Here is a 19592-nt window from a genome sequence, read left to right as displayed (position 1 = left end):
GCTATTCTCGGCGGCGCGCTATCACCCTGCAGGGTGTGGCGTAGAGCCATCAGGCGACGTCGGGTCTCGACGTTGCCGGTCGTCAACACATCTTCAACGCGGGGACACATGCAGACACTTAAGGTCGATCTAGGCGAGCGCAGCTACCCGATCCATATTGGCGAAGGTCTGTTGGACCAGCCCGAGTTGCTCGCACCGCATATTGCCGGGCGGCAAGTGGCGATCATCTCCAACGAAACGGTCGCGCCGCTTTATCTTGAGCGTCTGAGCCGCAGCCTGGCGGCGTACTCAGTGATTTCCGTGATTTTGCCCGACGGCGAAGCCCACAAGAACTGGGAAACCCTGCAACTGATCTTTGATGGCCTGCTGACCGCGCGCCATGACCGTCGCACCACCGTGATTGCCTTGGGCGGCGGTGTGATCGGCGACATGGCCGGCTTTGCGGCGGCCTGCTACCAGCGTGGCGTGGACTTTATTCAGGTGCCGACCACCCTGCTGTCCCAGGTCGATTCGTCGGTGGGCGGCAAGACAGGTATCAACCATCCGCTTGGCAAGAACATGGTCGGCGCGTTTTATCAGCCCCAAGCCGTGCTGATCGATACCGCGACCCTCAACACCCTGCCACCACGCGAGCTGTCGGCGGGCCTGGCGGAAGTCATCAAGTACGGGCTGATTTGCGACGAGCCGTTCCTGACCTGGCTGGAAGAACACGTGGACGCCTTGCGCGGCCTCGACCAGGTGGCGCTCACCGAAGCGATTTCCCGCTCCTGTGCCGCGAAGGCCCTGGTGGTGAATGCCGACGAACGGGAATCCGGTGTACGGGCCACTTTGAACCTCGGCCACACCTTCGGCCATGCGATCGAAACGCACATGGGCTATGGTGTGTGGTTGCACGGGGAGGCTGTAGCGGCTGGCACGGTGATGGCACTTGAGATGTCGCAACGCCTGGGTTGGATCAGCGCCCAGGAGCGTGATCGCGGTATCCGCCTGTTCCAGCGCGCCGGTTTGCCGGTCATTCCGCCTGAGGAGATGACCGAGGCCGACTTTCTCGAACACATGGCGATAGATAAGAAAGTGATCGACGGTCGACTACGACTGGTGCTGCTGCGCCGCATGGGCGAAGCGTTAGTGACCGACGATTATCCGAAAGAGATTTTACAGGCCACGCTGGGAGCGGATTACCGCGCCCTGGCCCAGCTTAAAGGTTAATAAGATCCCGATGACTAGTTTGCATGCCGACGAGGCGTTCCTCGGCCATTACCAGTTAAGCCACGACCCTTTTGCTCCACGGGTGCCTGGTTTCAAATTTTTCCCGGCCCAGCGCAAGCCGGTGCTCGGGCAGTTGCACCACTTGGCGCGCTACAGCCAGCTACTGCTGGTCGTGACCGGTCCGTTGGGCAGCGGCAAGACCTTGCTGCGCCAGGCCCTGGTTGCCAGCACCAACAAACAATCGGTACAGAGCGTGGTGGTGTCTGCCCGTGGTGCCGGTGATGCGGCCGGCGTGCTGCGCCAGGTTGCCCAGGCCCTGGACGTATCCACTGCTGAGCCGAGCGCGATTCTCAAACAAATCGTGCAACTTGGCCTGACCGGCCAGGAAGTCTACCTGCTGGTGGATGACGCCGAGCAGCTTGACGAATCCGCACTGGAAGCGCTGTTGGCGCTGGCGGCGGGTACGCCGGAAGGTCGTCCCCATGTGTTCCTGTTCGGTGAGTCGTCGCTGATCGCCGATCTGGAGCAGATCAGCGGTGATCAGGAGCTGTTCCACGTCATCGAACTGCAGCCGTACGAAGAGGAAGAAACCCGTGAATACCTGGCTCAACGCCTCGAAGGCGCCGGGGCCGGTATCGAACTTTTCACGGCAAATCAGATCTCTGATATTCACGAAAGCTCCGACGGCTGGCCTGGCACCATCAACCAGGTTGCCCGCGATGCAATGATCGAAGCCATGATTGCCAGCCGCTCTGCGGTCAAGCGTCCAAAGATGGGGTTCACTATGCCTAAGAAGCACGTACTGGCGATTTCTGCCGTTGTCGTGGTCGCTGTTGCCGCCGCCTGGTTGATCCCGGGTCGCAACAAGGCGCCGACCACCGCCAGCGCGCCAACCGAACAGGCGCAGTTGCCACTGGGTAAACCCACGCCGAATGTCGAGTTCGCCAATTCCGGCCAACCGACCAACCTGCCAATGGTTGGTCAGCCTGTGATGCGCGGCCCACTCGCCGAAGAAGCCGGTGGCATCTCCGAAGGCGACGACGGCGTGCCCGTAGAGGGCTCCAGCGCTACACCGCCGACCGTGACTACCACCGCGCCACCTGCGGGCGTGCCAGCGGGTCAGCCGGCCGCCAAGCCAGCCGCAGTGCCGATGCCAGCGCCAACTATCGCGACTGCCAAGCCTGCACCTGTCACCAAGCCCGTAGCGCCTGCTCCAGCAGCCAAACCCGCGCCGGTGACCAAGCCTGCGGAAAAACCTGCCACTGTCGCCAAAGCAGGCGCCGCCGGCAGCAGCTGGTACGCCAGCCAGCCGACCGGTAACTTCGTGGTGCAGATCCTCGGCACCAGCTCCGAAGCCAACGCTCAGGCCTTCGTGAAAGAGCAGGGCGGCGAGTACCGTTATTTCAAGAAAGTGCTCAACGGCAAGCCTCTTTACGTGATCACCTACGGCAACTTCTCCAGCCGTGCAGCAGCTGATTCTGCGATCAAATCCTTGCCAGCGAAGGTTCAGGCTGGTAAACCTTGGCCTCGCACTGTTGCCAGCGTTCAACAAGAACTGGCAGCAACTCGCTGAAGATCCGGCGGCTTTATCCAAGCCGCCCTCCCGGCACCTCAAAAAAATCCTCAAGTGCGTGCAGCTTCCCAGAAGCCGCGCGCTTTGTGGTGTCTGCGTCACAGTAGCTTTTGAGTCGTAGCGGTCAGAATTAAAAAAGTTTTGACTAGCACAGCATATCGCTTTAAACCTTTCATAAATGCGACATGGATTTGCGACATTTCGTCGCTAAATTTGTGAGCGTCTGTGTCGGTGTGTACAATGACCTCCCTTTTGCCCCCGCTAAGCTGGCGTACGTTCGGCGTGGAAGGTAACCGGTTGAATTGAAAAGAAATTTGCCTCGGTATAAGAGGCAGCCTGGTGAGAAAGTGTCTATGAAAGCAGGTCTGTACCAACCCGATGAATTCAAGGATAACTGCGGTTTCGGCCTGATAGCCCATATGCAGGGCGAGCCCAGTCATACCCTTTTGCAAACGGCCATCGAGGCCCTGACCTGCATGACCCACCGCGGTGGGATCAACGCCGACGGCAAGACCGGTGACGGTTGTGGCTTGCTGATTCAAAAGCCCGACCAATTCCTGCGCGCGGTCGCCAAAGAGCATTTCGCTGTCGACCTGCCCAAGCAGTACGCCGTGGGCATGGTGTTTTTCAACCAGGACCCGGTCAAAGCCGAAGCCGCTCGCGAGAACATGAACCGCGAGATCGTCGCTGCCGGCCTGCAACTGGTCGGCTGGCGCAAAGTGCCAATCGACACCAGCGTGCTCGGCCGCCTGGCCCTGGAGCGCCTGCCGCAGATCGAACAAGTGTTCATCGCCGGTGACGGCCTGAGCGACCAGGACATGGCGATCAAGCTGTTCACGTCCCGTCGTCGCTCGTCCGTGGCCAACGCCGCCGATGCCGACCACTACATCTGCAGCTTTTCCCACAAAACCATCATTTATAAAGGCCTGATGATGCCGGCGGACTTGACCGCCTTCTATCCAGACCTGAGCGATGAGCGCCTGCAAACCGCGATCTGCGTGTTCCACCAGCGCTTCTCCACCAACACCCTGCCGAAATGGCCGCTGGCCCAGCCATTCCGCTTCCTCGCCCATAACGGCGAGATCAACACCATCACCGGCAACCGCAACTGGGCCGTGGCCCGTCGCACCAAGTTCGCCAACGATCTGATGGACCTGGAAGAGCTCGGCCCGCTGGTTAACCGCGTCGGCTCCGACTCCTCCAGCATGGACAACATGCTCGAACTGATGGTCACCGGTGGCATCGACCTGTTCCGCGGCGTGCGCATGATCATTCCGCCTGCGTGGCAGAACGTCGAGACCATGGACCCGGACCTGCGTGCATTCTACGAGTACAACTCGATGCACATGGAGCCGTGGGACGGCCCGGCTGGCGTGGTCATGACCGACGGCCGCTATGCGGTGTGCCTGCTCGACCGTAACGGTCTGCGCCCGGCGCGCTGGGTCACCACCACCAACGGTTTCATCACCCTCGCGTCGGAAATCGGCGTGTGGAACTACAAGCCTGAAGACGTCATCGCCAAAGGTCGCGTAGGCCCTGGCCAGATCCTCGCCGTGGACACCGAAACCGGGCAGATCCTCGACACCGACGCCATCGACAACCGCTTGAAGTCCCGTCACCCGTACAAGCAATGGCTGCGCAAGAACGCCCTGCGCATTCAGGCGACCATGGAAGACAACGACCACGGCTCGGCTTTCTATGACGTTGACCAGCTCAAGCAGTACATGAAGATGTACCAGGTCACGTTCGAAGAGCGCGACCAGGTGCTGCGTCCGCTCGGCGAGCAAGGCTACGAGGCCGTCGGCTCCATGGGCGACGACACGCCGATGGCCGTGCTGTCCCAGCGCGTGCGCACGCCGTACGACTATTTCCGTCAGCAGTTCGCCCAGGTGACCAACCCACCGATCGACCCGCTGCGCGAAGCCATCGTGATGTCCCTGGAAGTGTGCCTCGGTGCCGAGCGCAACATCTTCCAGGAATCGCCTGAGCATGCTTCCCGCGTGATCCTCAGCTCGCCGGTTATTTCCCCGGCCAAGTGGCGTTCGTTGATGACCCTGGAGCGTCCAGGTTTCGACCGCCAGATCATTGACCTGAACTACGACGAGAGCCTCGGCCTTGAAGCCGCTGTGCGCAACGTCGCCGACCAGGCCGAAGAAGCTGTGCGCGCCGGTCGTACCCAGATCGTGCTGACCGACCGCCATATTGCCCCAGGCAAGCTGCCGATCCACGCTTCGCTCGCCACCGGAGCGGTACACCACCGCCTGACCGAAAAAGGCCTGCGCTGCGACTCCAACATCCTTGTCGAAACCGCCACCGCCCGCGACCCGCATCATTTCGCGGTGTTGATCGGCTTCGGCGCCTCGGCGGTGTACCCGTTCCTCGCGTACGAAGTGCTGGGCGACCTGATCCGTACCGGTGAAGTGCTGGGCGACCTCTATGAGGTGTTCAAGAACTACCGTAAAGGCATCACCAAAGGCCTGTTGAAGATCCTGTCCAAGATGGGCATCTCCACCGTCACGTCTTATCGCGGTGCTCAATTGTTCGAAGCCATCGGCCTGTCCGAAGAAGTCTGCGACCTGAGCTTCCGTGGTGTGCCGAGCCGTATCAAAGGCGCGCGTTTCGTCGACATCGAAGCCGAACAGAAAGCCCTGGCCGCCGAAGCCTGGAGCGCGCGCAAGCCGATCCAGCAAGGCGGCCTGCTCAAGTTCGTGCACGGTGGCGAATATCACGCGTACAACCCGGACGTGGTGAGCACTCTGCAAGCCGCCGTGCAGCAGGGCGACTACGCCAAGTTCAAGGAATACACCTCGCTGGTGGATAACCGCCCGGTGTCCATGATCCGCGACCTGTTCAAGGTGAAGACCTTGGACACGCCGATGAACATCAGCGAAGTTGAGCCACTGGAGTCGATCCTCAAGCGCTTCGACTCTGCCGGTATTTCCCTGGGCGCTCTGTCGCCTGAGGCCCACGAAGCACTGGCCGAAGCCATGAACCGCCTGGGCGCGCGTTCCAACTCCGGTGAAGGCGGTGAAGACCCGGCGCGCTACGGCACCATCAAGAGCTCGAAAATCAAGCAGGTTGCCACTGGCCGTTTCGGCGTGACCCCGGAATACCTGGTCAATGCCGAAGTGCTGCAGATCAAGGTTGCCCAGGGCGCCAAGCCCGGTGAAGGCGGCCAGCTGCCAGGCGGCAAGGTCAACGGTCTAATCGCCAAGCTGCGTTATGCAGTGCCTGGCGTGACCCTGATTTCGCCACCGCCGCACCACGACATCTACTCGATTGAAGACTTGTCGCAGCTGATTTTCGACCTGAAACAAGTCAATCCGCAGGCGCTGGTCTCGGTGAAACTGGTAGCGGAAGCGGGCGTGGGCACCATTGCCGCCGGTGTGGCTAAGGCCTATGCCGACCTGATCACCATCTCCGGCTACGACGGCGGTACCGGTGCATCCCCGCTGACCTCCATCAAGTACGCCGGCGCACCTTGGGAACTCGGCCTGGCCGAAACTCACCAGACCCTGCGCGGCAACGACCTGCGCGGCAAGGTCCGTGTGCAGACTGACGGCGGCCTGAAAACCGGCCTCGACGTGATCAAGGCCGCGATCCTCGGCGCCGAGAGTTTCGGTTTCGGCACCGCGCCGATGATCGCCCTGGGCTGCAAATACCTGCGCATCTGCCACCTGAACAACTGCGCCACCGGCGTCGCCACTCAGAACGAGAAGCTGCGCAAGGATCACTACATCGGCACCGTCGACATGGTGGTGAACTTCTTCACCTACGTCGCCGAAGAAACCCGTGAGTGGCTGGCCAAGCTGGGCGTGCGTTCGCTGGAAGAGCTGATCGGTCGCACCGATCTGCTGGACATCCTCGAAGGCCAGACCGCCAAGCAACAGCACCTGGACCTGACGCCGTTGTTGGGGAGCGATCACATCCCGGCAGACAAGCCACAATTCTGCCATGTGGATCGCAACCCGCCGTTCGACAAAGGCCTGTTGGCGGAGAAGATGGTCGAAATGGCCGGTTCCTCGATCAATGACGCCAGTGGTGGCGAATTCGCCCTGGATATCTGCAACTGCGACCGTTCCATCGGCGCACGCATCTCCGGCGAAATCGCACGCAAGCATGGCAACCAAGGGATGGCGAAAGCGCCAATCACCTTCCGCTTCAAGGGTACCGCTGGCCAGAGCTTTGGCGTGTGGAACGCCGGCGGCCTGCACATGTACCTGGAAGGCGACGCCAACGACTACGTGGGCAAGGGCATGACCGGCGGCAAGCTGGTGATCGTTCCGCCTAAAGGCAGCGTCTACAAGAGCCAGGAGAGTGCCATCATCGGTAACACCTGCCTGTACGGCGCTACCGGTGGCAAGCTGTTCGCCGCGGGTACCGCCGGTGAGCGTTTCGCCGTGCGTAACTCCGGTGCCCACACCGTGGTGGAAGGCACTGGCGATCACTGCTGCGAGTACATGACCGGGGGCTTTGTCGCGGTATTGGGCAAGACCGGTTACAACTTCGGTTCGGGCATGACCGGCGGTTTCGCCTACGTGCTCGACCAGGACAACACCTTCGTCGACAAGGTCAACCACGAGTTGGTCGAGATCCAGCGGATCAGCGGCGAAGCCATGGAATCCTACCGGAACCACTTGCAGCACGTGCTGGACGAGTACGTCGAGGAGACCGGCAGCGAATGGGGTCGTAACCTCGCCGAAAACCTCGATGATTACCTGCGTCGTTTCTGGCTGGTCAAGCCCAAGGCTGCCAACCTGAAATCGTTGCTTTCCAGCATCCGTGCCAACCCGCAGTGATATGCGCCTGAAGAGTTTGATGAGGTTTTAACATGGCTGAACGTCTGAATAACGACTTCCAGTTCATCGATGTCGGGCGCAAAGATCCGAAGAAGAAACTGTTGCGTCAACGCAAGAAAGAGTTCGTGGAAATCTACGAGCCCTTCAAACCCCAGCACTCGGCCGACCAGGCCCATCGCTGCCTGGGGTGCGGTAACCCGTATTGCGAATGGAAGTGCCCGGTGCACAACTTCATTCCCAACTGGCTGAAATTGGTGGCCGAGGGCAACATCCTCGCCGCCGCCGAGCTGTCGCACCAGACCAACACCCTGCCGGAAGTCTGCGGCCGGGTGTGCCCGCAGGACCGTCTGTGTGAGGGTGCCTGCACCCTGAACGACGGCTTCGGTGCGGTGACCATCGGTTCGGTGGAGAAGTACATCACCGATACCGCGTTCGCCATGGGCTGGCGTCCGGACATGTCCAAGGTCAAGCCGACCGGCAAGCGCGTGGCGATCATCGGTGCGGGCCCGGCGGGCCTTGGCTGTGCCGACGTGCTGGTGCGCGGCGGCGTGACCCCGGTGGTGTTCGACAAGAACCCGGAAATCGGTGGCCTGCTGACCTTCGGTATCCCCGAGTTCAAGCTGGAAAAAACCGTACTGAGCCACCGTCGTGAAGTGTTCACCGGCATGGGTATCGAGTTCCGCCTCAATACCGAAATCGGCAAAGACATCACCATGGAGCAGCTGCTCGCCGAATACGATGCCGTGTTCATGGGCATGGGTACTTACACCTACATGAAGGGCGGCTTTGCCGGTGAGGACCTGCCTGGCGTGTATGACGCGCTCGACTTCCTGATCGCAAACGTCAACCGCAACCTGGGCTTTGAAAAGTCGCCGGAAGATTTCGTCGACATGAAAGGCAAGAAGGTCGTGGTACTCGGCGGTGGCGACACCGCGATGGACTGCAACCGTACCTCGATTCGTCAGGGCGCCAAGTCGGTGACCTGCGCGTATCGCCGTGACGAAGCCAACATGCCGGGTTCGCGCAAAGAGGTGAAGAACGCCAAGGAAGAAGGCGTGAAATTCCTCTATAACCGTCAGCCGATTGCGATCGTCGGTGAAGACCGTGTCGAAGGCGTGAAGGTAGTCGAGACCCGTCTCGGCGAACCGGACGCCCGTGGCCGTCGCAGCCCCGAGCCGATCCCGGGCTCCGAAGAGATCATTCCGGCCGATGCCGTGGTTATCGCCTTCGGTTTCCGCCCAAGCCCGGCGCCGTGGTTCGAGCAGTTCGAGATCCAAACCGACAGCCAGGGCCGTGTGGTAGCCCCGGAACAAGGCCAGTACAAGCACCAGACCAGCAACCCGAAAATCTTTGCCGGTGGCGACATGGTGCGCGGGTCTGACCTGGTGGTGACCGCGATCTTCGAAGGCCGCAATGCCGCCGAAGGCATCCTGGACTACCTGCAAGTCTGACCCTGATCCCAGGTTGAAATGGGATCAAAATGTGGGAGGGGGCTTGCCCCCGATAGCGGTGGTTCAGTGACAGACACTGAGACTGACACACTGCATCGGGGGCAAGCCCCCTCCCACATTGGTTTTGCAGCGCTTCCATGTCCGCGACAAATTGACCCGATAGACAAAAGGCACCGCTCTTGCCGTGCCTTTTGCGTCGCGCTCTGAGAAAATGCCCGCACTTTTTTTGCGGATGCCGACATGACTGCCCTCAAGAACGACCGTTTCCTTCGTGCCCTGCTCAAGCAACCCGTGGACGTCACCCCTGTGTGGATGATGCGTCAAGCCGGTCGCTACCTGCCGGAATACCGCGCCAGTCGCGCCCACGCCGGCGATTTCATGAGCCTGTGCATGAACCCGGAGTTCGCCTGCGAAGTCACCCTGCAGCCGCTGGACCGCTACCCTCAACTGGACGCGGCCATCCTCTTTTCCGACATCCTCACCATCCCTGATGCAATGGGCCAAGGCCTGTACTTCGAGACCGGCGAAGGCCCGCGTTTCAAGAAAGTCGTCAGCACCCTGGCCGATATCGAAGCCTTGCCGATCCCTGATCCGCACAAAGACCTCGGCTACGTGATGGACGCCGTCAGCACCATCCGCCGCGAGCTGAACGGCCGTGTGCCGCTGATCGGCTTCTCGGGCAGCCCTTGGACCCTGGCCACCTACATGGTCGAAGGCGGCTCGTCGAAAGACTTCCGCAAGACCAAGGCGATGCTCTACGACAACCCTCAAGCCATGCACCTGCTGCTGGACAAGCTGGCCCAGTCGGTCACGTCCTACCTCAACGGCCAGATCATGGCCGGTGCGCAAGCGGTACAGATTTTCGATACCTGGGGCGGCAACCTGTCGGCGGCGGCGTACCAGGAATTCTCCCTGGCCTACATGCGCAAGATCGTCAGCGGCCTGATCCGTGAGCACGAGGGCCGCAAAGTGCCGGTCATCATGTTCACCAAGGGCGGTGGTCTGTGGCTGGAAAGCATCGCCGACGCCGGCGCTGATGCATTAGGCCTGGACTGGACGTGCGACCTCGGTGAAGCCCGCCAGCGCGTGGGCAACCGCGTCGCGCTGCAAGGCAACATGGACCCGACCGTGCTGTACGCCAAGCCGGAAGCGATCCGCGCCGAAGTCGGCCGCATCCTGGCCAGCTATGGCAAGGGTACCGGGCACGTGTTTAACCTGGGCCATGGCATTACGCCGGAAGTGAACCCGGAACACGCTGGCGCTTTCCTGCAAGCGGTGCATGAGTTGTCCGCGCAATATCACGTGTAGTTTCCCTGTTTTACTTCATCACCTTCTTCCAATTAAGAGGGTGATGTTGTCGCTAACAACCTGAATGAACTGTGCATGGCTAGGCGGATTTTTTTATCGCTTGGCCATAGTGCGTTTAAATCTTTTTGTTATGTGGGAGTGTTGCTTCTTAAGTGTGGTGCTTATCAGGCCGAGGCCAGCGGCGGCAACTTCGCCAACTTCAACGCGACCAGCAACGCGCCGATCAACAGCGCCACGATGAATGCACCAATGCCGTTCCATCCGGCGAGGTGCCAGAAGAATCCACCCGTGGTGCCGGCGACGCTTGAGCCAGCGTAGTAGCAGAACAGGTACAACGACGACGCCTGCCCCTTGGCCTTGACTGCTCGGCGACCGATCCAGCTGCTGGCCACCGAGTGGGCGCCGAAGAAGCCGAAGGTGAAGATCAGCATGCCCGGCACCACCAGCCACAACGGGGAGAACAGGGTCAGCAGCATGCCGGCGAGCATCAGCACGATGGTGGCCCACAGCACACGGCGGCGGCCGAGGCGGTCGGCGAGGGAGCCGATTTTCGCCGAGCTGTAGATGCCCGAGAGGTAGACCAACGACAGCAGGCCGACCACGGCCTGGCTCAGGTCGTAGGGGTCGGCCAGCAGGCGATAGCCGATGTAGTTGAACATCGTCACGAACGCGCCCATCAGCAGGAAGGCTTCAAGAAACAGCCACGGCAGGCCCGCGTCCTTGAAGTGCATGACAAAGCCGTCCATCAGGCTGCGTGGCTTGAGGCTGCTGGCGCGGAAGTTGCGCGATTCTGGGAGGATTTTCCAGAACACCGTGGCCGCGATCAGCGCCAGGGCGCCGATGATCAGCATTGCGGTGTGCCAGCTGACGAAGTCGATCAACACGCCGATGATCAGGCGTCCGCTCATGCCGCCAATGGCATTGCCACCGATGTACAGGCCCATGGCCAGGCCGATGTGCTGGGGGTGGATCTCTTCGCTCAGGTAGGTCATTGCGACGGCGGCCACGCCGCTGAGTGACAGGCCCACCAGCGCACGCATCAGCAGGATCCCTTCCCAGGACGGCATCAGGCCGCTGGCAATCGTGGCCAGCGCCGCGCAGAACAGCGCGGCGACCATCACCGGCTTACGCCCCAGGGTGTCGGAAATCGGTCCGGTGATCAGCAAACCCAGCGCAAGCATCGCCGTGGACACCGAGAGAATCAGGCTGCTTTGCGCGGCATTGATGGAAAACTCGTGGGACAGTGCCGGCATCATCGGTTGCACGCAATACAGCAGGGCAAACGTGGCAAAACCGCCGGAGAACAACGCCAGCACCGTGCGCATGAACATCGGCGTGCCTTTCTCGATGAACGCGTCATTGAGCTGAGCCACTACCTCATCGAGGGCGGTGGGCGGGACGTCTTGAGCGAGTGGAGCGACAGCAGATTTCACGGGGACCTCGGGGAGCAAAAGCCTGTCAGGGCTGGCAATGCAAAAAAGAATATAGCTGGCTAATGATTCTTTCCAATATATTGTTCGACCTGTTTGATAGCTTTAACGACCTAATGGGGTTTGCATGGAATTGCGTCATCTGCGGTACTTCATCGCTGTTGCCGAAGAACTGCACTTTGGCCGGGCCGCGCAGGTGCTGGGCATCTCGCAACCGCCCCTGAGCCAGCAGATCCAGGCGCTGGAGCAGGAGGTGGGCGCGCGGTTATTTGAGCGTACCAATCGTCGGGTTGAGCTGAGCGAGGCGGGGCGCTTGTTCCTGCACGAAGCGCGGTTGGTGCTGGCCCAGGTGGACAAGGCGGCGGACGTCGCGCGGCGGGCGCAGTTGGGTGAGCTGGGGGAGTTGAAGATAGGCTTCACCTCGTCAGCGCCCTTCAACGCGAGCATTCCCCAGGCGATCTTCGCGTTTCGCCAGGCCTTCCCGGCGGTGCACTTGAACCTGCAGGAAATGAGCAGCACCGAAGTGGCCGAGTCGCTGGTGGATGAGTCGATTCAGGTGGGGTTGATGCGTCCCTTGCCATTGCCGGATTCGTTGAATGTGATCGAGCTGATGCGCGAACCCCTGGTTGCTGTCTTGAGTGCCGGTCACCCGTTGGTGGAAGGCAGTGAGCGTGGCTTGCACCTGGCCCAGTTAGCTGACGAGCCGTTTGTGTTTTTCCCACGCAGCTATGGGAGCGGCCTGTATGCCCAACTGCTCAGCCTGTGCCGCGACGCTGGCTTCAGCCCGCACTTCGCCCAGGAAGCGGGCGAGGCGATGACCATCATCGGCCTGGTGGCGGCGGGGTTGGGCGTGTCGGTGCTGCCGGCGTCTTACCAGCGCATCCGCATTGATGGAGTGGTGTATCGCACCTTACTGGACCCGGAGGCGGTGACCTCGGTATGGCTGGTACAGCGCAAGGGCGCGCAGACGCCGATGGCGAAGGCGTTTGTGGAGTTGTTGACGCTTAAGGCCACCCACTGATGTGCATAGGTTGCAATGCTTCATCGAAAATGTTGTGAGGGAGCTTGTTCCCTTGACGGCCAAGCGTTGCCGGGCGTACTCGGTTCAAGTGCGGGAGGAGGCTCGCTCCCGATAGGTATCTAAAACATAACCTGAGAAAACGAGAGACTCGTGGTGAGCGGGCTTGTACCGCGCTGGGCCGCACAGCAGCCCCAAAACCAGACGTTGAGTTCTAACAGAAAAATACCCGCGTCTTTATTGGGCGGCCTCGCACCGCCCGCTCCCCACGGAGTCTCGGTTTTACTTGGTGGTCCCGGTTTGCTCAAACAACTGCGCCGCCGACCCTGCCTCACTACTCACACCATTGCTGCGCAAGCCCGCCATGATGTCGCTGTCCAAGTTGTTCACCCAGCGGTTGTAGTTGCGATGAATCTTGCCGTCCTTGTAGCCCAGCTCGCGGCTGTCGCGGTAGGTGATGGCGTAACTGTTGCGGGTGTAACGGATGTCGATGGCGGCGTAGTACTGGTTACGCACAGTGATCTCGGCCTGCACCAGTTGCGGGCTCAGGCGTTGCACGTTCCACTCGCGTTTTTGCAGGGCGTTGACGATGACCGTCTTCATTTTTTCTTCGCTGACCTGGGTGTTCGCCGGCAGGTCGTGCTGGGTGTTGAGGACCGGTTTGCTGGTGCAGCCGGCAGTGGTCAACAGCGCCAGGGTGATCAGGGTGACGCGTAGCAAGGAAGACATTCCGTATTCTCCAATCGTTTAAAAAGTCAGGACCAGCGGCGGAAGATCAGCGACGTATTCACGCCACCAAACGCAAAATTGTTGTTCATCACGTAGTCGTGGTGCATCTCGCGGAATTCACCTTGCAGGTAGTCCAGCTCCCCGCACTGCGGGTCGACGGAGTCCAGATTGAAGGTGTGCACGTATTGGTTGCGGTTCATCATCTCGATGCTGAACCACGACTCCAGCGCCCCGCACGCCCCGAGGGTGTGGCCGAGGAAGCTTTTTTGCGAGCTGATGGGCATGCGCTTGCCGAACAGGCTGCTGGTGGCCAGGGTCTCGGCGATGTCGCCTTGATCGGTGGCGGTGCCGTGTCCGTTCACGTAGCCAATCGCGTCTGGTGTGAGCCCAGCGTCCTCAAGGGCAAGCTCCATGGCGCGGCGCATGGTTTTCTGTTCCGGGCGGGTGGTGTGCTGGCCGTCAGCGTTGCTGCCGAAGCCGACCAGTTCCGCGTGAATATGTGCACCCCGCGCCAGGGCGTGTTCCAGCTCCTCAAGTACCAGCATGCCGCCGCCTTCGCCGATCACCAGGCCGTCGCGGCCGCTGTCGTAGGGGCGTGGGCTGGTTTGCGGGGCGTCGTTTTTCAGGCTGGTGGCGTAGAGTGCGTCGAACACCATGGCTTCGGTGGGGCACAGCTCCTCGGCGCCGCCGGCGAGCATCAAGGGCAGGCGGCCGAACTTGATCGCCTCATAAGCATAACCGATGCCCTGGCTGCCGCTGGTGCAGGCGCTGGACGTTGGGATCAACCGCCCAGTCAGGCCAAAAAAGATGCTGATATTCGCCGCCGTGGTGTGCGGCATCATCCGTACATAGGAGTTGGCGTTCAGCCCCTCGGCCACAGAATTGAGCAGCATATTGCCGAACGCCTTGATCTCATCGGTGCTGCCGGTGGACGAACCACACGCCACACCCATGCGCCCATCCTTGATCGACTCATTACCGAGCAACCCGGCGTCCTGCAATGCCTGCTCCGCCGCCCATACCGCCAGGCGCGAGACACGGCCCATGCTGCGCAGCTGCTTGCGGGTCCAGTGGGCCGGCACGACGAAATCGTCGATAGGGCCGGCCAGGCGCGTGTTCAGTTCGGTAAAACGGTCCCACTCGTCCATGCGCCGAATGCCGCTGCGGTTGGCGCGAAAGTTGGCGGAGATGGTCGCCCAATCTCCGCCCAGGGAGGTCATGCCGGCCATGCCGGTGACGACTACACGTTTCATCAGCACAAGCCTCCATTGACGGCCAACACCTGGCGGGTGATATAGGCGGCTTCGGCCGACATCAGGAAATTCACCGCGCCAGCGACTTCTTCGGGAGTGCCCATGCGCTGTGCCGGGATCATTTTCATCAGCTCTTCCACCGGTACGTTTTCATCCAGCATCGCGGTGTCGATCAAGCCGGGGGCTACGCAGTTGACAGTGATCTTGCGCTTGCCCAACTCGATGGCCAGGGCTTTTGCCGCGCCGATCAAGCCGGCTTTCGAGGCACTGTAGTTGACCTGGCCGCGATTGCCGATCAGCCCCGACACCGAGGTAATGCACACGATACGCCCGGCTGCGCGACGGCGAATCATTGGCATCATCACCGGGTGCAGCACGTTGTAGAAACCATCCAGGTTGGTGCGCATCACCACGTCCCAATCGTCTTCCGACAAGGCCGGGAACGCTCCGTCGCGGGTCAGCCCGGCATTGAGCACCACGCCGTAGTAGGCGCCATGTTGCTCGACGTCGGCCTCAAGGATTTCCTTGCAGGTCGCACGATCCGCCACATCGAATTGCAGCACCCGTGCCTTGCGGCCAAGGGCTTCGATTTCGACTTGCACTGCATCGGCTTCGGCACGGCCGCTGCGGCAATGCAGCACGATGTCATGGCCGGCCTGGGCCAGGCGCAGGGCAATGGCGCGGCCGATGCCACGGCTGGAGCCGGTGACCAGTACGGATTCAGTCATGGCGTTTCGTCCTTCGATTCTTCTAAATAATTGGCCGCCTGGGGCGGTCGAAATACGTTCAAGCGGGCGCTGGCCTGGATACCGTCGCCGGTCAGGTGGCATTCGAACACACCCATGCCGTTGTCGTCTTCCAGGGAGCGCAGGCCGTGGATGTTGAGCTCGGCGCCCACCGGGAAGTGTTCCACGTTGCATTCGAACTTACGTGTGCCGAGCAGGAAGCCCAGTTCCACCGCCTCGCCCCTTTGGCGTGCGCGGCAACCGGCGTAGGCGGCGACGCTCTGCGCCATCAACTCGATGCCGACCCAGGCCGGCAGGCTGCCGTCAGGGCGGTTGAACAGGCCGCCAGGCTTGACGGTGAGACGGGTGTGGATCTGCTCTTCGTCGAACGACAGCACGTGTTCGATCAGGATCATGTCGCCCGCGTGAGGCAGCAGCTCGGCGAGTGGCCAGTTGGTCATGGGGCCTCTCCGATAATCAGGCTGACGTTATTACCGCCGAAGGCAAACGAGTTGCTCATCAGGCAGGTTTTTCCCAAGGTTTCGTCGCTGCGTGCCCATTGCAAGGCGGGCAACGCGGGGTCGGCCTGGCCGTCCCATACGTGGGGTGGGACGCGGCCGTGAGTCAGGCTCAGCCAGCAGAAGGCCGCTTCCAGCGCACCGGCGGCGCCGAGGGTGTGGCCGCTCATGGGTTTGGTGGATGAGCAGGCCACGCCTTCGGGGAACAGGCTGGCGACGGCCAGGCTTTCCATGGCGTCGTTGTGCTGGGTGGCGGTGCCATGCAGGTTCAGGTAGCCGATCTGCTCCGGCGCCAGTTTTGCACTGGCCAAGGCCTTGCGCATCGCCTGCAACGCGCCTTTGCCGGTAGGTTCGGGCGCGGAGATATGGTGTGCGTCGCAGCTGGCGCCGCTGCCCAGCAAGGCAATCGGTGCCGGCGCTTTACTCATCAAAAACAGCACGGCCGCTTCGCCGATATTGATGCCGTTGCGGTTCGCCGAAAAAGGGTTGCAACGCTCATTCGAGACGGCTTCCAGCGCGCTGAAACCATTGAGGGTCAGCTTGCACAAGCTGTCCACGCCGCCGCAGATCACCGCATCGCACACCCCCAGATCAAGCAAGCGCTGGGCGCTCATCAGGGCGCGGGCGCTGGAGGTGCACGCGGTAGAAATCACGTAGGCAGGGCCGCTCAGTTGCAGCCAGTCGGCGAGGAAGTTCGCCGGGGCGCTGAGTTCCTGTTGCTGGTAGTCGTAGTCGCAGGGGAAGTGCTTGTCGCGCAGGTACAGGGCGATGCCGCGGCTGGCTTCGTCGATGCCCGAGGTGCTGGTGCCCAGCACGACGCCAACGCGCGAGGCGCCGTAGGTGTGGATCGCCTGACGAATCTCGTTCTCGATCTGCAACGCCGCTTCCAGCAACAGTTGGTTATTGCGGCTGCTCTGTTGGCCGAGTTCCACCGGGATGGTTGCCAGCTCGCCGTGCACACTGCCGACCGGCAACACGCGCTCCGGCACCCAACCGCTTTCGGCGCGCATGCCTGAACAGTCACCGGCAAACAGGCTGCGGCTGACGTGCTCCTGACCGCGACCAAGGGCGCAAATCACGCCGAGGGCGTTGAGGTAGGCGGTCATTGGGCGGCACCGAGCGGTGTAATGCGGTAGCTCAAGGGTTGGCCGGTCATGGTCACACTGAAGACTTCTGAGGATTGGTAGACGATTTGCCAATGCCCCGGCAGGGTACGTGTGAGGCCCCTTGCCTGGGCGCTGGGGTAAAGCGCGCGCACGTCATCGGCTGAGGCCAGGGCAAACAGCAGGGCGGCGAACAGCTCCCGCGCCTGGGGATTGGGCGGCAGCAAGCCGTCGGCCTGCCAGGCGCCATCGATCAGTTTTTGCCGGGCCAGCGGGATGCCCAGCGGGTCCATCATCGACCAGCGGATTGCGCTGCCTTCGCGCTGGATCACCAGGAACCAATCCTGGCTCTGTCCATCTGCATGGCGCTGCACATGCAGTTGCATCGGCAACGCCAGCGCGGGCGTTTTTTCCGGCAACGGCGGCTGGCTGGCGCAGGCGCTCAGCAATAGCAGGCAACCGATCAACAGGCTGCGCATCATGGTGCGCAACTCGCCAGAGGCTTGCGCGCCACACAGTTGACCAGGGTTTCTTCGCGCTGGCCCACCGGCGGCGGGTTGCGCAGGCCCCAGCGCTCCAGCAGGCCGAAGTCGCTGGAACGGCTCCACCACAGGTACGGGTATGAAACGTTCTGTGGGCCGAATTCAAAGCCCTGCTCGCGGAGCATCTGGAGGTATTCTTCGGCGCTTTTCTGCACATGCATGGGGTGGCGGAACAGCCAGCGGATCACCCAAGTGTCGATATAGGCTTCGGTGGATTCGGCAAACAGCAAATAGCCTCCCGGCTTGAGCACTCGGTAAAACTCTTTGAGTGCGCGATGCTGTTCGACCAGATGATGGAAGGTCTGGTGGCAGAACAGGATATCGACGCTCTCGTCCGGCACATCGAGGGTGGCGCAGTCGCTGCCGATCAGCTCGATGGCCAGGCCCTGGCGCGTGGCTTCAGCCTTGCTCAATTCCAGGCTATGAGGATCTGCGTCCAGTCCGATCAGGCGCTCGGGGGCGAACACCTGCTGCAAATACTGGAAGGACTTGCCCTGGCCGCAGCCGGCGTCGAGCAATACCGGCGCTTCGGGCAGTGGGTCGGTGAACAGGCTGCGCAGGTCGTTGATCGCCACGCGCAGCACATGGTGCTGCCAGGTGTGACTGCGCAGGAACCACAAACCGAATTTGGTTTCTTCGACGTAATTTTTACTCAGGTATTGAGATGTCATGTCGGTTCACTCGCGCAAATCTCCGACAACATCCGCAACCGCCGCTTGGGCTCGCTGACAAACGGATTACGCTCGTCCCACGCGTAGCCTGCGAGAATCGCGCTGATCATGCGGCGAATCTCCGGCGAGCTTTCGGGGTGGAAAATCACATCCTGGAATGTCCCTGCGTACCAGCCTTCGACGTAGCAGCGGAAGGTGTCGACGCCGCGCTTCAACGGTGCGGCAAATTCGGTTTGCCAGTCCACTGTTTCGCCTTTGAGCTGACGGTCCAGCAGGGCTGCCGCCATGCTCGCTGAGCGCATGGCGATGGTCACACCGGAGGAGAACACCGGGTCGAGGAATTCCGCCGCATTGCCCAGCAGGGCAAAGCCCGGGCCGTGCAGGGTTTTGACGTTGGCCGAGTAGCCGCCGATGGTGCGCGCTGGCGTGTCCCACACCGCGTTGTTCAGCACGCCGGACAGGCTTGGAGTTTCGTCGATAAAGCCGCGCAGGCAGGCGTCCAGGTCAGCGTCGCGGCCGTCGAAATGCTCCTTGGCCGCGACCACGCCCACCGAGCACCGGCCATTACTGAACGGAATGGTCCAGAACCAGATGTCGCGTTTGGTCGGGTGAGTGGTTACCAGGATCTTGGTACGGTCGAAACCTGGGTGTTCGATGCGGTCTTCAACATGAGTGAACACCGCCTGGCGTACCGGGAAATTCGACGGTGCTTCCAGATCCAGCAGGCGCGGCAGCACGCGGCCATAGCCGCTGGCATCGAGCACGAACTTGGCTTTGATGTGGTACTCGCTGCCGTTTTCGCGGCGCACATGCAGGTAGCGGCTATCGCCCGCGAAATCCACGCCGACGATGGTTTCACCGTAGCGGATCTCCACGCCCTGCAATGCCGCCTGGTCGGCCAGCAACTTGTCGAACTCGCCTCGCTGCACCTGGAAAGTGGTCGGCTTGCCGTTGCTGAAGGTGTCGCTGAAGTCAAAGGCGCTGTAACGCTCGCCCCAGGCGAACGCTGCCCCGGTTTTTACCTGGAAGCCTGCGGCCTGCACGGCGTCGAGCATGCCAGCTTCTTCGATAAAGTCGATGCAGTGGGACAGCAGGCTTTCGCCGATCGAGAACCGTGGAAAATGCTGGCGCTCGATGATCAATACATCATGCCCTTTGCGCTTGAGCAGCGCGGCGGCGATGGCGCCGGACGGGCCGGCACCAATCACGACAACCTGGCGACGTTCCATTTCAACTGTGGGCACGAGGGCTCCTTGCCGCTAT

General features: G+C 61.5%; 15 protein-coding genes. 6 read left to right on the top strand and 9 right to left on the bottom strand.

The genetic code is table 11. From position 1 onward, the window contains the following. Window positions 1–108: 108 nt before the first annotated feature. The 5 genes from aroB (at window position 109) to hemE (ending at window position 10340) form a co-directional block, all read left to right on the top strand. Window positions 109–1209, top strand: a complete 1101-nt coding sequence (aroB, locus tag AB4N82_RS07825) for a 3-dehydroquinate synthase (protein WP_122682122.1) — start codon at window positions 109–111, stop codon at window positions 1207–1209. Between the two features lie 10 nt (window positions 1210–1219). After that, complete coding sequence (locus AB4N82_RS07820) at window positions 1220–2782, top strand: SPOR domain-containing protein (protein ID WP_122764235.1); 1563 nt, start codon at window positions 1220–1222, stop codon at window positions 2780–2782. A 353-nt stretch (window positions 2783–3135) separates the two neighbouring features. Further along, window positions 3136–7581, top strand: coding sequence for a glutamate synthase large subunit (gltB, locus tag AB4N82_RS07815; protein WP_122764233.1), 4446 nt, complete (start codon window positions 3136–3138; stop codon window positions 7579–7581). A 32-nt stretch (window positions 7582–7613) separates the two neighbouring features. Continuing rightward, entirely contained in the window at window positions 7614–9032 is a 1419-nt protein-coding gene (locus tag AB4N82_RS07810; protein ID WP_003187920.1) for an FAD-dependent oxidoreductase, read from the top strand. 240 nt (window positions 9033–9272) lie between these two features. Continuing rightward, window positions 9273–10340, top strand: coding sequence for a uroporphyrinogen decarboxylase (gene hemE / locus AB4N82_RS07805; RefSeq protein WP_032890274.1), 1068 nt, complete (start codon window positions 9273–9275; stop codon window positions 10338–10340). A gap of 164 nt (window positions 10341–10504) precedes the next feature. Here hemE and AB4N82_RS07800 read toward each other — a convergent pair whose 3' ends face one another. Then, complete coding sequence (locus AB4N82_RS07800; protein WP_032890295.1) at window positions 10505–11713, bottom strand: MFS transporter; 1209 nt, start codon at window positions 11711–11713, stop codon at window positions 10505–10507. 184 nt (window positions 11714–11897) lie between these two features. On the opposite strand from AB4N82_RS07800, the gene AB4N82_RS07795 reads away from it, so the two are divergent. Further along, complete coding sequence (locus tag AB4N82_RS07795; protein ID WP_122764232.1) at window positions 11898–12791, top strand: LysR family transcriptional regulator; 894 nt, start codon at window positions 11898–11900, stop codon at window positions 12789–12791. Window positions 12792–13070: 279 nt separating this feature from the next. Here the strand turns inward: AB4N82_RS07795 and AB4N82_RS07790 are convergent, their stop codons facing one another. From AB4N82_RS07790 to AB4N82_RS07755, 8 genes are read right to left on the bottom strand one after another with little or no spacing between them, the layout of a single operon-like run. Continuing rightward, window positions 13071–13517, bottom strand: a complete 447-nt coding sequence (locus tag AB4N82_RS07790; RefSeq protein WP_122682119.1) for a hypothetical protein — start codon at window positions 13515–13517, stop codon at window positions 13071–13073. A 26-nt stretch (window positions 13518–13543) separates the two neighbouring features. After that, window positions 13544–14770 carry a beta-ketoacyl-ACP synthase gene (locus tag AB4N82_RS07785; protein ID WP_122764231.1) on the bottom strand — a complete coding sequence of 409 codons (1227 nt, stop codon included), beginning with the start codon at window positions 14768–14770 and terminating at the stop codon, window positions 13544–13546. Continuing rightward, window positions 14770–15498 carry a 3-oxoacyl-ACP reductase FabG gene (fabG, locus tag AB4N82_RS07780; protein WP_032890302.1) on the bottom strand — a complete coding sequence of 243 codons (729 nt, stop codon included), beginning with the start codon at window positions 15496–15498 and terminating at the stop codon, window positions 14770–14772. The genes AB4N82_RS07785 and fabG overlap by 1 nt, the downstream gene beginning before the upstream one ends. Then, window positions 15495–15956 (bottom strand): ApeP family dehydratase, encoded by a 462-nt coding sequence (locus tag AB4N82_RS07775; protein WP_032890304.1) that lies wholly within the window; start codon window positions 15954–15956, stop codon window positions 15495–15497. Before AB4N82_RS07775 ends, fabG begins: the two co-directional genes overlap by 4 nt. After that, entirely contained in the window at window positions 15953–17119 is a 1167-nt protein-coding gene (locus AB4N82_RS07770) for a beta-ketoacyl-[acyl-carrier-protein] synthase family protein (RefSeq protein ID WP_122682117.1), read from the bottom strand. The genes AB4N82_RS07775 and AB4N82_RS07770 overlap by 4 nt, the downstream gene beginning before the upstream one ends. After that, complete coding sequence (locus AB4N82_RS07765; RefSeq protein ID WP_095186117.1) at window positions 17116–17598, bottom strand: hypothetical protein; 483 nt, start codon at window positions 17596–17598, stop codon at window positions 17116–17118. The genes AB4N82_RS07770 and AB4N82_RS07765 overlap by 4 nt, the downstream gene beginning before the upstream one ends. Continuing rightward, window positions 17595–18329 carry a class I SAM-dependent methyltransferase gene (locus tag AB4N82_RS07760; RefSeq protein WP_122764230.1) on the bottom strand — a complete coding sequence of 245 codons (735 nt, stop codon included), beginning with the start codon at window positions 18327–18329 and terminating at the stop codon, window positions 17595–17597. Before AB4N82_RS07760 ends, AB4N82_RS07765 begins: the two co-directional genes overlap by 4 nt. Then, window positions 18326–19573 (bottom strand): NAD(P)/FAD-dependent oxidoreductase, encoded by a 1248-nt coding sequence (locus tag AB4N82_RS07755; RefSeq protein ID WP_081797837.1) that lies wholly within the window; start codon window positions 19571–19573, stop codon window positions 18326–18328. Before AB4N82_RS07755 ends, AB4N82_RS07760 begins: the two co-directional genes overlap by 4 nt. Window positions 19574–19592: the final 19 nt, after the last annotated feature.

This window comes from Pseudomonas sp. H1_D04, from assembly GCF_054683855.1.
Note: the sequence above shows the minus strand (reverse complement) of the source record. Positions and strands in the feature narration are given on the sequence as shown.

Excerpts from the sequence above, each read along its gene's own strand:
- AB4N82_RS07770 (WP_122682117.1), bottom strand. The coding sequence starts at position 17,119 with ATGACCGCCTACCTCAACGCCCTCGGCGTGATTTGCGCCCTTGGTCGC.
- fabG (WP_032890302.1), bottom strand. The coding sequence starts at position 15,498 with ATGACTGAATCCGTACTGGTCACCGGCTCCAGCCGTGGCATCGGCCGC.
- AB4N82_RS07790 (WP_122682119.1), bottom strand. The coding sequence starts at position 13,517 with ATGTCTTCCTTGCTACGCGTCACCCTGATCACCCTGGCGCTGTTGACC.
- AB4N82_RS07820 (WP_122764235.1), top strand. The coding sequence starts at position 1,220 with ATGACTAGTTTGCATGCCGACGAGGCGTTCCTCGGCCATTACCAGTTA.
- AB4N82_RS07775 (WP_032890304.1), bottom strand. The coding sequence starts at position 15,956 with ATGACCAACTGGCCACTCGCCGAGCTGCTGCCTCACGCGGGCGACATG.
- AB4N82_RS07765 (WP_095186117.1), bottom strand. The coding sequence starts at position 17,598 with ATGATGCGCAGCCTGTTGATCGGTTGCCTGCTATTGCTGAGCGCCTGC.
- hemE (WP_032890274.1), top strand. The coding sequence starts at position 9,273 with ATGACTGCCCTCAAGAACGACCGTTTCCTTCGTGCCCTGCTCAAGCAA.
- gltB (WP_122764233.1), top strand. The coding sequence starts at position 3,136 with ATGAAAGCAGGTCTGTACCAACCCGATGAATTCAAGGATAACTGCGGT.
- AB4N82_RS07760 (WP_122764230.1), bottom strand. The coding sequence starts at position 18,329 with ATGACATCTCAATACCTGAGTAAAAATTACGTCGAAGAAACCAAATTC.
- aroB (WP_122682122.1), top strand. The coding sequence starts at position 109 with ATGCAGACACTTAAGGTCGATCTAGGCGAGCGCAGCTACCCGATCCAT.
- AB4N82_RS07810 (WP_003187920.1), top strand. The coding sequence starts at position 7,614 with ATGGCTGAACGTCTGAATAACGACTTCCAGTTCATCGATGTCGGGCGC.
- AB4N82_RS07785 (WP_122764231.1), bottom strand. The coding sequence starts at position 14,770 with ATGAAACGTGTAGTCGTCACCGGCATGGCCGGCATGACCTCCCTGGGC.
- AB4N82_RS07795 (WP_122764232.1), top strand. The coding sequence starts at position 11,898 with ATGGAATTGCGTCATCTGCGGTACTTCATCGCTGTTGCCGAAGAACTG.